Origin of the sequence: Candidatus Pelagisphaera phototrophica (genome assembly GCF_014529625.1) — a bacterium.
In the GTDB taxonomy this organism is placed as follows: Bacteria; Verrucomicrobiota; Verrucomicrobiia; order Opitutales; family Opitutaceae; genus Pelagisphaera; species Pelagisphaera phototrophica.
In genome coordinates, this window is sequence record NZ_CP076039.1 from 1,221,113 (window position 1) to 1,233,861 (window position 12,749).

The following is a 12,749-nucleotide window of genomic DNA, read 5'->3' on the forward strand; positions in this document are numbered from 1 at the left end:
TCTTCGCTCAACACCGGATCTCAAACCGCAAATATTGAGATCCTAAATGAAGAATAGAAACACCTTGAAGGCCATCGCGGCAGGCAGCGTCATTGCGCTGGCGGCGATCGGACCGATTAATGCCCAGGAAGTTGCCAATGCAAAGGGCGACGCTATCGACTTGCCCTCCGTTTTCGTGACGGGTGATTTATGGCAGACCGAGCGCGGCAAAACGACGGCGAGCATCAGCTTGCTTGATCGAAAAGAGCTGGAAAGCCCTGAAAGGGGTCACTTCGATGACCTTTCAGCCTACCTGCCAAATCTCACCACGACCGGTGGCACCGCTCGCTCCCGCTACATCCAAATCCGGGGTATCGGTGAAAACTCGCAGTTCGAAGGCGAAACGCCTGACTCCGCCGTCGCATTCCTCATAGACGACATGGACTTTACCGGGCTTGGGTCCGCAGGGAGTCTTTTCGACGTCAAGCAGGTCGAAGTCCTCCGCGGGCCGCAAGCCGGCGCCTTCGGAGCCAACGCGGCGGGAGGATTGATTCGCATCGTCAGCGCGGAACCCACTCCTTACTGGACGGGGACTGCCCAGACGAGCATGGGCGAGGACTCGATGTATGGCGGCGAGATTGCGATCGGCGGACCGTTGTCTGAAAACGATCCGGAAAGACTGACAATGCGCTTCGCATTAAAGAGCCAGCAAAGCGACGGGTTTTACAGGAACGAATTCCTGGGTCGCGATGATACCAATGAGCGCAATGAAACCGCCGCTCGTTTCAAACTTCGTTTGAAGGAAGACCGCTACCAATGGGACGGGGCCTTGTTATACGTGGATATGAATGACGGGTACGACCAGTTCTCCATGGGCAACGATGCTCTTAGAAGCTTCTCCAACGAGCCCGGAAGAGACGAGGAAGAATCCCTTGGCGTAAGCTTGAAGGGTCAATTCGATACCGGGGAAGGCATCAGAGTCACTTCGAAAACGTCCGCCATGAAAACCGACTCCTTCTATAGTTATGATGCGGACTGGACCGACGCATCTTACGCCGGCTATCTTTCCACCTTGCGCGATAGAGAAGTATTCAATCAGGAGATACGGATCGATAGCGACAGCAGTAACCTTAGCCGTTGGACAGTCGGGTTGTATTATCAGAATCTCCGGGAAGACTCCGACGTGCACTACCGCGACGGCGATCCCAGTCAGGGCGAGTTCAGTTTTGGCCAGGCGGATGTCGATTCGATATACGAAACGGAGACAATCGCCGCCTTCGGTCAAATGGCGTTCGAACTTAATGAAGGAACCCGCCTCATCGCGGGATTACGATATGAGATACACGAGGTTGACTTTGACTCGGTATCCAACGAGCTGGGCTATTACCAAGGCTTCCTCTATGATGGGAAAAACGGGAACAACGATGATGTCTTCGGTGGCAAGCTCACTCTGCAGCACAACTTGAATACGGGCGTGATGGCCTTTGCGAGCATCGCCCGTGGCTATAAGGCCGGCGGCGCCAATAGCGGCACCTTCACAAGCCCTGAGTATCCGAGCGAATATGGCGAAGAAACGCTCTGGAACCTCGAAGCAGGTGTCAAAGGAAGTTGGGTGGATAACCGATTGACCGGTCAGTTAACCGCTTTCTGTCTCAGTCGTGACGATGCCCAACTCCGCGACTCCGTAGGTGCCGGCGGCTTCTTCCGCTACTTGACGGTGAATGGAGAGGATGCGACGCATCTTGGAGCGGAGGCAGAACTGCAGTGGCAACTCAGCGAAGACTGGAGAATCGAAGCCGGTATCGGATTCCTGAATGCAGAGCGAGATTCCTATACGGATCCAGGAGGACTTGTGCCTGAACGCGAACTAGCGAACGCTCCTAGCTACAACTACAATTTTCGGCTCAACTACAGTGCGGAATCCGGAGTCTTCGGATCCATCGCCCTGGCTGGGAGGGACGCTTACTTTGAATCGAACAGCCATCTCCAACAGCGCGATGCGGTCGCCACCGTAAATGCATCCGCAGGTTACCAGTTCGAAAACTGGCGCATCTCGGTGTGGTCGAAGAATCTGCTCGACGAGAAGTATGCGAGCCGCGTGTTCTTCTTCGATAACGGAGACGGCGAGCGCCGCTACGAAGCCCTCGCTAACCCAAGACAAATCGGAGCAACGCTTTCCTACGAGTTCTAGCTTCCCTGTTGCTACGTTTGAACGAGTATTAGGTCTCCTTGCAAGGTGCCCTTTTGTATGGCTGTGCTCGGAAATTGACCTATCGTCTGACCGCAAAATAGGACCACAGGATTCTCGGGGAATAGGCCACTTCATCCATAGTCTGAGGAGAGGGGGCAGCCCGCCCGCCGCTCTTCGAGTAATTGAGGGCATCCTTCGCGACCGTTCGTTTTAAGAGCGGTACGAATAGCTCTTACACCAAAATGCGATTACAGAGAGTTATTGCTGGCGGCCACCATAGCGATTGAGCCGTTGCCTACATCGAGCAGGATTGTTGATAGGAAATTCAATTGAACGAGAGTTACCTTCCAAGGGCCGCTTCACTGTCCGACGATCACCCTGTTCTCTCCCGCGAGCCCCTTAACCATCCCGCCTTCGATAGCTCCCACCAAGGTGGCCTATCCCGTCAATTGATCGACTGTATGGAGATTACGTCAGCATTGATCGCTCGGCCGCGTTGACCCCACACTCCCCGCGCACCGGCGCTTGACCCAAACCAAGGTGCATCGATTCGGGGGCGGGGTGATAGGCCGCCAATCTGTTGGTGAAAGTCTAACCGATGAGAAATAAAACTAGCGCGCCACCGACGAGCGCGCCGAATTGCGTTCGAGGATTTAAACGGCGAAAGGGAATCTCTACCGCGAGGTAGGTCACTGTACCCAGAAACACGCTTAAAATCAGGGCACCCCCGGCGACCACCGGGCGCAGCGGATCCCCGAACGTGAAGCGCGCGTAAACGAGCAGTGGCCAGTGCCACAGGTAGAGTGGGTAACTGATCGCGCCGATGGCCGGGAGCACCGATCCACCCAAGATTTGGCGACCCACGCGCGAGTCATCACCGAGCCAAATCAGAATCATCGTGCCCAGGATCACCGCGACCGCGCCCAGGTTCGGGTGATTTTGATCCTCGATGGTGATCACCACCGAGGCCACGATCAAGGCCAGACCCATCACTCCCGTGACGTCCCGTGCGCGGCGTGGGGGTGCGGGCATCCAGACCACCAAACTGCCCGCTAGTATTTCCCAGAACCGCACGAGCGGATTATAAAACAACGTCGGCGAATGAGCGCGCCAAAGATAGATGTTCAACGCCACCGAGACGATCGTCACCGCCACCGTGAACTAGCGCGCCCGGATGCGCGCGCACCACAGCAGCAGCGGAAACACGAGGTAAAATTGCTCCTCGACCGCCAAGGACCACAAGTGAAGGAGTGGCTTTAAGTTTGAGGACCCGTCGAAATATCCGCGCTCCCCCATGAGCGTCAGGTTCGACGCGAAACGAAGGGCGCTCAAGAGGTGTTTACCTAGGGTGCGTCTCTCCGGTGCAAACAGAAAAAATATGGCCGCGGCCGCGGTGGCGAAGAGGACCGTGAATAGCGCCGGCAACAGCCGCCCCTCCCGCCGCAGGTAAAATCGAGTGATTGAAAATGCGTCGCGCTCGAAGTCGAGCACCAAGCTGCGGGTGATGAGGTATCCCGAGATAACGAAGAAGACGTCCACCCCGATGAAGCCGCGCGGCAGCACCGCCGGGAAGCAATGAAAAACGAGCACAAGCAGGATGGCGATCGCGTGCAACCCGTCGATGTCGCGACGCCGGCTCGCCACCGTCCTACCTGTCTTCGATCGCCAGCAGTTTTTTGGCCACGCTACGTAAATAGGGCTCGACCCATTTGATCAGGCGACGCGCACCCGACGGCAACGCCGAGACGCCCGGATGCCGACGATCGGCGTGAAACATCAAACAACACTCCGGTGGGGTGGCCTTGCTGATGGCTTGCCGGTACTGTTCGTTGCGCGTGAACGGCACCCACGGGGGGTTCAACGCTTTCAACACGGTTTCGTTGTGGGCTTGATTGCCGGTGAAGTAGAGGTATAGATTTTCGGTTTGCGGTTTGGGTCGCGGCGTAATCCCCGCCGCGGTCAGGCGCTCGTCCATGTCGACGAACTGGATCTTGCGGTGCATCTCGAGGTGACGCCAGGCCTGGTAAGCAATCCAGTCGAACCCGAAGCCGCGAAACTTTTGGGTGGCGCGCAGGATTTGCCGGTCATCACCCTCCCCGCCGAGGAAGGCCATGAAGCCTTCAAAATCTTCGCGCTCGAAGCAACACAAGTTGTCGTACCAGCCGTACGCGCGTGCAAACACGTCCTGATTATCGTAGGTGCGAAACACCGTCCGCAGCGAATCGTGCAGCACTTTGGTGGTCCACGGTCCCCGGTACGCCGCCACGCTGAAGCGGTGCTCACCTCGATTGACCTCGGCCGCGAGCGAGTCACTCAGACTCGCGGTACGAAACTGAATCACCTCGCTGTCCAGGATGACCACGTGATCAAGTCCCAGTTTGAATACACGCGCGAGGCCTAAGAATTTTTTGAAGGTGATGAAACCGATGATGCCGTAGGCGAAGCCTGAATCCACGTCGCTCGTGAAGCCCGGCGCGGTCAACGCCGCCAATTCACGGTGGAGCGAGACCACGGTGACCTTCGTCCGCACGTCCTCGGGCAACGTTTGGCAAAACGCCTCGAGTTCGATGCGCTCGGATTCGTCACTGGTGGTGAAGTGTATATCTGGAATCGCGGCCTCGGTCCGGTGCTGGACCACGCTGCACAGAAACTCAATGTTGTGCTTGAGGTGGGGCCGGTACGTCGGGATCGAAATGGCGATGCGCATGAGACGCCTAATAAAGCTGGTGATGGCCAGGAATCAAGACCGTTATTTGACTCACTGAGTAAACCTTTCTAACAATCTATACATGAAGGTTATCGACATCAGCGAAGCCGCGCGCGGACCTACCTTTTCGGTCGAGATTATTCCGCCCGCCCGCGGCCGCAGCGTGCGCTAACTCATCGACGTGGTCGAGGGCTTAGCGCCGGTCGATCCGAAGTGGATCGACGTGACCTCGCACTGCTCGACGCTGCAGGTGGAAGAGGGTGAGGACGGCACGGTTCGCCGGGCGGTGTTTAAAAAATGTCCCGGCACCATCGGCATCTGCGGCATCATCCAGAATCGATTCAAGATCGACACCGTGGCCCACATGCTGTCCGACGGCTTCACGCGCGAAGAGACCGAAGACGCGCTGATCGAGCTCAATTTCCTCGGCGTCGAAAATATCTTGGCGTTGCGCGGCGATGGGTCCAATTACGAAAAACCCCCTCTCAATGGACGCTCAACCAACGCGTTCGCGGTCGATCTGGTCAAACAGGCCGCCGAATTGCGCCGCGGTGAATTTATCGAATCGATGAGCAAATGCGCCTCGCTCGATTTCTGCGTGGGCGTGGCGGGCTACCCCGAAAAACACTTCGAAGCCGCCAATCTCGATCTCGACGTGCGCCGCCTCAAGGAAAAGGTCGACGCCGGCGCGGCCTACGTGGTGACCCAGATGTTTTTCGACAATCAGAAATTTTACGCCTTCGTGGCCCGCTGCCGCACCGCCGGGATCACCGTGCCCATCATCCCCGGCCTCAAGATCCTACGTTCGGTGAATCAATTGAAATCGGTGCCACGCGCGTTTTACGTCGAGCTGCCGAGCGCACTCACCGACGAAATTCACGAAAGCCCCGAGCACGTGGTCGAGATCGCCCAGCGTTGGGCCGAGACTCAGACCAAGGATCTTCTCAATAACGGCTATCACAACGTTCACTTTTACGTGATGGTTGATAGGAAATTCAATTGAACGAGAGTTACCTTCCAAGGACCGTGTCACGGTCCGACGATCACTCTGTTCTTTCCCGCGAGCCCCTTTTTTTATTTTTTCGGGCTAAGAAAGAAATTGAATACCTTTTCCACGCACCAACTTCAACTGGCGTTCGACATTTCATTTAATTGATGAATCTATAAGATATTGGTAGACAGACTAGCACTCTGGTTTTAATCCCTATTTAATTACCATTTTCTATCTCATTAATTTTATTATTTATTATTTCCCATATATTATATTTTTCTAATATTAATCTCCTAGCTTTACGTAATGCTTCTATCTCCATTTCAGTTAGTGGTTTATTAATGATATCGTTAATATCAAGTAATGGGTCTTCGCTCTCAATATCAATCAATCTAAAACTATTCTTTGGAAAGTAGTCGGATATATTGGGGCATCCCCAATATATCGGCATACACCATGACAAATACGCATCTGCTAATTTTTCAGTCCAGTAATTTTTCTGTTTTGAGTTTTCCAAGACAATTGAAAATTCATAATCAACCAAACCCTTAAACTTACAAAAACTATCATAATTTAACTCTCCTTTATAAGCGTCACCGTAGTAATTTCTATCATGGCCTCTACCGTACAAATCTATATCTGGTTCAGTTTCAAATAACCTCTTAATGTAATTATTCCTATGATTGTGTTTTGTTGATGCCACACAGCTGATTTTTTTACTTTTGTTCGGATATTCTAAGTTTAACAAATAATCATAAGCCTTATTCAAACGATGCATGGAACCCGTATGAGTTGAATTGAAATCTATTATATTTTTATATGGAGAACTATAATTTAACAAACAATCATAAGCTTTGTTTAACCAATGCTTGACACTGTTTTTATTTGGACAATGATGTACCCTTTGCTTATGTCTTATGTAATAAGGTTCTAACCTAATGAATATTGTTTTTTCAATTGGTGTATTTGTTTTATTTATTTCTAACGCTATAAAATAGTCAGCTTCCTTTGGGTTGATTGTTCCAATTAAATCTTTCCACACTCCATCATTATTTGGCGTGTTAATAGACAAACGATTTAGTAACGATTCATCGCTTGCACCCCACCCATTTAAAAAGAAAATCTTCTTCATTATAATTAATATTTATAAATTTCGCACCTTCAGCATATATCTTACCAAAAATTCAGTAGTTTCATCGTCATAATCTCTGGAGCTTTTGTGCTATGTATCAATATAGAATTCATAGTTAAAATTAGGAAAAGGTTTTTTAAAAAAAAGTCAATAACTTTAATTTTATATGATCTAAAAAGATTGTCTAAAATTGGAATAAAATTTATATCAAAAAATAGTTGATGGGGAATTCAATTGTTCAAAGAGTCCCTTTGATCCCAGCTTTTCTGAAGGAGAAGTGCCAGAGTTGTCCAATGGGACTGACTCGAAAACAGTAGTTTACGGGTTCGAATCCCATTACCGGCTCCAATCAAGAAACTAAATAAAAGCTGTATATGGCGGGATTGACGATTTCTATTCTATCCCATTCCAAATAATTCGGTTCGGCTTAAAATACATGGTTTATAGGGTAACATTAGGGAGTCGACGTTCATGAGCCCTGAGCTAAAATCCACAATATTGCTTAACGGGAACTAGCAATTAAACGTTCTTGCGGGCCCCTCAGCGACGGGTTCAAGAACACCTTTAGAGTTCGATTCTATGTAGAAGGCATCTGTTTACGCTAAGAGGCAATTGGTGCAAGTAAACAAGTATGGAGCTCCAGTACTCGGTTGACAACTGCGGCGGCAGTAGACGCCAGAACGGCTCTTAAAATGCTTGGAAAAACCAAGCTTGGCGAGGGTAATGAGCGTGCGTTAAAAGTGGCAATGAAGCATTAATTGGAACATCTCGAACGGGAGGCACAGTCTCACTCTTTCGAGGAAGTCTATCAGCTCTCAATCGAGTCCAGAAAAGGTAGAAGAGGTTAGTGGACCAACCACGAACAAGAAAGGACAGCTTCTATGGGCGACCCTCTGCCTCGTACGCCTGCTTCCGGTAATCAGCGGATCAATGAGAGGGGATTTCTCAATTACTTTGGGTCAAGTGGAATCGATGCTATATCTTAAGGCCAGATACTGAACTTCCTGTATCAGCACTACAGCTAAAATGCGTCCAACTTCAATCGGGCGTTGTAGACCATAAAGCCTGTGTTCAAGCATGCTCATGACAGGGGTTGGTTACAGCATGATCCGACTAGTGGTATTTATCTCAAAGATAATTAGAAGGCGACGGAGGTTTTTAGGATCGATGAATTTAATCGAGTGGTTCAACTTATCCAGACCGGTGAATTCAGGGATCTGGGGCTGGCGTAACTTTCCTTATGTTCGCCGGACTGAGGCCATCTGAATTGATGGGGAATAGGGACAAGAAGCCTCTCGACTGGAATAAGATTATTCTAAGGCCCAAGGGCGCCCACACGAAGCCGTACATCGATGAGCCTCCTGAAAGCGATAAGCTCAAGGAGGGGAGCTCAGTGGATAGGGAGCCGAACCTCATCTAGTTACCGCCGCCTGGACTGGCTTCGTCCAAGACGTAGAAACGCTCAGCTAAAGCAACAGGCAGCAGCGAGCAAACTACCAGGGGAATGCGAACAAAGGAGTGGATGTTACAATCTTCGAGAAAGCGTTCCTCGGTATCAATGAACAGGGGTAATCTTTATGTCAGTCGGACCAAGTGAAAAGCGGGTCCATGAGGCCTTTTTTTGGCGATGAATGCATAACGATACTTCCTGCAACCGTGCCCCCCTGATGGGTAGTTTGAAAACTTGTAATTAACACGATTTAGATCCCTCAAGGCGGTCTTGAGGGAGTTAAAATATTCTATCTCCTCTGAAGTGGCTACAGAATTTACTTAACTTACTAAAAAGCAGTACGATATGATATTGTAGGATAAAGATACAAAACTGACTCGACATCAGTTGTAGGGGCAGCTCTATCTGGGGTTCGATTCCCTCCTTCTCCGCCATTTCATAATTTATTCTAGATCGAAAGAGCGGAATCAACCTTTAGTTTCCCCTCTCAATCAAATCTGAACAATTGAATTTCCTATCAATAACGCATATTCTTATGAAGAAGCTCCATATCAGACAATATGAATGGAGCGCTGTAACAATAGGAAAAATTAGTGAGAATTCATTCACAGAGAAGGATTCTGATGAATTTTATAATAATATTTTAACAGATGATGAAACTTGTTACAGAATAGGTATTATTGACTTTAGGTCTCTCTGTGAAGCAGATGCTCATGAAGAGAGACGTCAGTGGTATACCTGGAATATTCTTGGCAATTAAAATTTTATGAAATCGTTAGTAACGGGTGGTGCGGGATTTATCGGTTCTAACTTGGTAGAGACTCTACTGGGTGTCGGACATACTGTTATATGTGTCGATAATGAAAGTTCTAATGTACAAGATAAACCCTACTGGAATAACGATTCAATTAATATCCGCGGAGACATCAGAGATCACACTCTGATTTCTTCTGCCATGAAAGATGTTGATTATGTTTTTCACTTGGCAGCAGAAGCACGTATTCAACCTGCAATTGAGAATCCTATTAACGCAGTTAGTGTTAATGATCTTGGAACTACAACGGTTCTTCAGTGTGCAATAGAGCATCAGGTGAAAAAGTTTATTTTTTCTTCCACGTCTGCTGTATATGGAAGAAATAAATCTCCCAATGTTGAAACTCAATCTCCAGATCCTCTCAATCCATATTCAGTAACTAAACTGAATGGTGAAAATCTCTGTAAGATGTACACGGAATTGTTTGGTCTTCCCACAATCATCTTTAGATATTTCAATGTTTATGGTCCTAGACAACCTGTGAGGGGTCATTATGCACCTGTTCTTGGCATTTTTGAGCGACAGAAGGGTGCTGGTGAACCTCTAACTATTGTTGGTGATGGTAATCAAAGGCGTGACTTTGTTCATGTTGAGGACGTCGCTCGCGCTAATGTAATGGCAGCTCTCGCAGATCTAGGACAAGATGCTTATGGTGAAGTGTACAACATTGGCTCAGGGCAGAGCTTCTCTGTAAATGAAATTGCAGAAATGTTTATACATGAGAAGACTTATATCGCTCCTAGACTTGGTGAGGCAAGAGTCAGTCTTGCTAATAATCAGAAGATGAGAAAAACTTTTGCGTGGACACCCGCTCACGATCTTGAGAAATGGGTGCGTGGGTAACTATGATTCAAATCTTTACCTCCGTAGTTAAATGAAACCCCGTGCAGTTGCTGATGATTTGAACTAAAACTCAGGTTCTAACAATAATCGAACTTCCTCAATCCACTGGAAAAAACAGTCATTTATAGTATGAAGGCCGAAAAAACCTCTCCTCCCAAGTTCAGTGTTCTGGGCATTTTTAAGCGCGTTTGGTTGCTTATGACGCTGCGTGAGCAACGACGTGCAGGATTCGTTTTCTTCGGTATATTCATCAATAGTTTTGCGGAAATCTTGGGGTTAGCAGCGGTCGTGCCGGTGATTGGACTGGTCATTGATCCGGGTCTCATTCACGAAAATGACCACTTAGCCCGTGCGTTTGAAATAACCAGCAGTATCGGAATTGATACCGAGCGCAAATTCCTGATGTTCGCTTCGATCGGATTGGTCGCGGCGTTTTTATCCAAGGCCTTTCTCAATCTCGGACTGAATCTCATTCAAACACGCTTCTCCTATGCCATCGGCCATCGAATCTCCGGGACGATGTGGAAGTATCACTTCTCCCAAAGTTTGGAACGCATGCGATCCACCGAATCAGGAAAGGTACTTACAGAAATCGGTTCCTGGCCCTTAGGGCTCGCCAATACATACATCGTTGGGAGCATGCGCCTTCTCAATGAGCTCATCGTGATTTTCCTGATTGCGGTGGGACTGTTCGCCTACAATCCCATCGTTTTATTCAGTGTCTCTTGCCTCGTTGCAATCGGGGCAATCATCATTCGTAAATTCACGAAGCGACGACTTGAAAGGTACAGTGAAATCCGCAGAGCCCTCGAGCCACAAACGGGCACATTAATCAATAGTGCAGTGCGTGGATTCTTGGATGTCATGAGTTTTCGAGCTTCTAACGCCATAAGATCCGATTATTTAAGAAAAACTAAAATAATTTATCGAATTGCGGGCAATTCACAAATCATGGCCGCAGCACCGGCCAAACTTTATGAGGTTCTGGCTGTGACGGGCTTAAGTGGGGCCATCTTGATCAGCCTCTTGCTGTTGGAACGCAATGAGGCATTTCTGAATCTCCTGATTCTGATGGCGTTGAGCGCTTACCGCGTAATGCCTTCTATGTCCCGAATGAATGGACAAATCATGTCTATGAGAGGGTCGATGTTTATACTTAACACCATCGAAAAAGCCTTGCAAGAATGGGAATTAATTAAGGACCTGCATCAGGAAACTCAGTCACCCGTTTGGAAATCCGCTGTGATCCGCTTGAACGATGTCACCATAGGGTATGAGAATTTATCCCAACCTGTGATCGCAAATCTCACCCATGACTTTCAACCGGGTCAAATCCATGCCATTGTCGGACCTTCGGGATCTGGCAAAAGCACCTTGGTAAATACCATTCTCGGTCTCCATTCGTTTTCTGCTGGATCGATTTCTGTGGGAGAAACAACGGATTCGACTCAGACCCTGGGCGGTGAAATTAAAATCAAAGATTGGCTCTCTCAAATCGGATACCTCAGCCAACAGCCGTTCCTATTCAATGGAAGCGTCCGAGATGTTTTGACCATGCGTGTACAAACGGATCGCATCAACGAGGAACGAGTTCAACAATTGATCAATGTATTGGAATTGAACGATTGCCTCGGTGAAAATCCACTCGATTTCGAATTGCTTGAAAGCGGGAATAACTTGAGTGGCGGACAACAACAACGTTTGGCAATTCTCAGAGCCCTGCGCATTGACCGACCTGTATTGTTGCTAGATGAAGCCACAAGTGCCTTGGATGAGGCCAAGCGCGACGCCGTTTTTGGCTTGCTACGGGAGCGCGCCGCTATCGGAGTCAATGTGTTACTTATAACCCACGACATGAGTATCGCAGTGCAATGTGATACCATTTTAAATTTGAGTGAAGGGTAGCTGCCATGCCGAATACACTTGATGTTGACAGTCGTTGAAAGGAAATAAGTGCCATCTTTGTTACTGTGATTTCGATTTCACTTTAACCAAAAGACAGTCAGTACCTTGTGGGTCTTCCTAATAAGCGTTGCAATTCGGCTTTCCCATTGAACTGTAAGGTATTCGGACTATCCAGAGGTGTTCTTGGCTTAAATAACCCTTCAGTCTTAGATCTACCATAGGTTACGTTTAGCTAACGCATTCCTTATGAGATCCTGACGCTAACATCTTCTCGTTTCTAGCAATTCCAAGTGATTGAAGCATCAAACCTAACCGTTACGCACAGATCGGCGGTGCCGTTGGACCCGCGCGGTTGTGGCTACATGAATAAAACGAAAGAAACACCCCGAAAGGTTACCCCAAAAGTTTAAGACCTTGGTTGTTGATAGGAAATTCAATTGTTCCGATTTGGTTCAGAGGGGAGGATTAAGGTTGATATCGGGCGATCATGTTAGAAAGTCCGTGGATTGGTGTGGATTAAAAGGCTCTATTGGTACTATTGGTCGATTTCAATGGATACGTTGGACACCGCTCTTGCCGCCTTGGAAAACATAAGAATATCCAGCCGCACCATCGGAATCATCCCTCACGTCGATGCCCTCAAGCAACTAATCAACGCTCAATGCGGGTCGAAAAAGGCAGTAACGGATACGGAACGCTCCCCTTCGTCACTGGTGCGTTAACAGTCGTTGAGGTCC

The 12,749-nt window shown here is 48.8% G+C and carries 9 protein-coding genes and 1 pseudogene; 7 read left to right on the forward strand and 3 right to left on the reverse strand.

Features of this window, described 5'->3' with window-relative positions; genetic code table 11:
- Positions 1 to 46 precede the first annotated feature (46 nt).
- Positions 47 to 2,170, forward strand: a complete 2,124-nt coding sequence (locus tag GA004_RS05300) for a TonB-dependent receptor (protein WP_283396265.1) — start codon at positions 47 to 49, stop codon at positions 2,168 to 2,170.
- 591 nt (positions 2,171 to 2,761) lie between these two features.
- Here the strand turns inward: GA004_RS05300 and GA004_RS17935 are convergent.
- Positions 2,762 to 3,814: pseudogene (locus GA004_RS17935) on the reverse strand (acyltransferase family protein).
- A 4-nt stretch (positions 3,815 to 3,818) separates the two neighbouring features.
- Positions 3,819 to 4,877 (reverse strand): hypothetical protein, encoded by a 1,059-nt coding sequence (locus GA004_RS05315; RefSeq protein ID WP_283396268.1) that lies wholly within the window; start codon positions 4,875 to 4,877, stop codon positions 3,819 to 3,821.
- Positions 4,878 to 5,058: 181 nt separating this feature from the next.
- Here GA004_RS05315 and GA004_RS05320 point away from each other — a divergent pair, with 181 nt between their 5' ends.
- Complete coding sequence (locus GA004_RS05320) at positions 5,059 to 5,880, forward strand: methylenetetrahydrofolate reductase (protein ID WP_283396269.1); 822 nt, start codon at positions 5,059 to 5,061, stop codon at positions 5,878 to 5,880.
- A 205-nt stretch (positions 5,881 to 6,085) separates the two neighbouring features.
- On the opposite strand, the gene GA004_RS05325 is transcribed toward GA004_RS05320, so the two are convergent.
- Positions 6,086 to 7,000 (reverse strand): glycosyltransferase family 10 domain-containing protein, encoded by a 915-nt coding sequence (locus GA004_RS05325; RefSeq protein WP_283396270.1) that lies wholly within the window; start codon positions 6,998 to 7,000, stop codon positions 6,086 to 6,088.
- 1,240 nt (positions 7,001 to 8,240) lie between these two features.
- Between GA004_RS05325 and GA004_RS05330 the strand changes: the two genes are divergently transcribed.
- The 5 genes from GA004_RS05330 to GA004_RS05350 all read left to right on the forward strand — a co-directional run bounded on the left by GA004_RS05330 (position 8,241) and on the right by GA004_RS05350 (position 12,734).
- Entirely contained in the window at positions 8,241 to 8,420 is a 180-nt protein-coding gene (locus GA004_RS05330; protein ID WP_283396271.1) for a hypothetical protein, read from the forward strand.
- A gap of 565 nt (positions 8,421 to 8,985) precedes the next feature.
- Entirely contained in the window at positions 8,986 to 9,210 is a 225-nt protein-coding gene (locus GA004_RS05335; protein ID WP_283396272.1) for a hypothetical protein, read from the forward strand.
- Positions 9,211 to 9,216: 6 nt separating this feature from the next.
- Positions 9,217 to 10,107, forward strand: a complete 891-nt coding sequence (locus tag GA004_RS05340) for an NAD-dependent epimerase/dehydratase family protein (protein WP_283396273.1) — start codon at positions 9,217 to 9,219, stop codon at positions 10,105 to 10,107.
- A gap of 129 nt (positions 10,108 to 10,236) precedes the next feature.
- Complete coding sequence (locus tag GA004_RS05345) at positions 10,237 to 12,012, forward strand: ATP-binding cassette domain-containing protein (RefSeq protein ID WP_283396274.1); 1,776 nt, start codon at positions 10,237 to 10,239, stop codon at positions 12,010 to 12,012.
- Positions 12,013 to 12,563: 551 nt separating this feature from the next.
- Positions 12,564 to 12,734, forward strand: a complete 171-nt coding sequence (locus tag GA004_RS05350) for a hypothetical protein (protein WP_283396275.1) — start codon at positions 12,564 to 12,566, stop codon at positions 12,732 to 12,734.
- Positions 12,735 to 12,749: the final 15 nt, after the last annotated feature.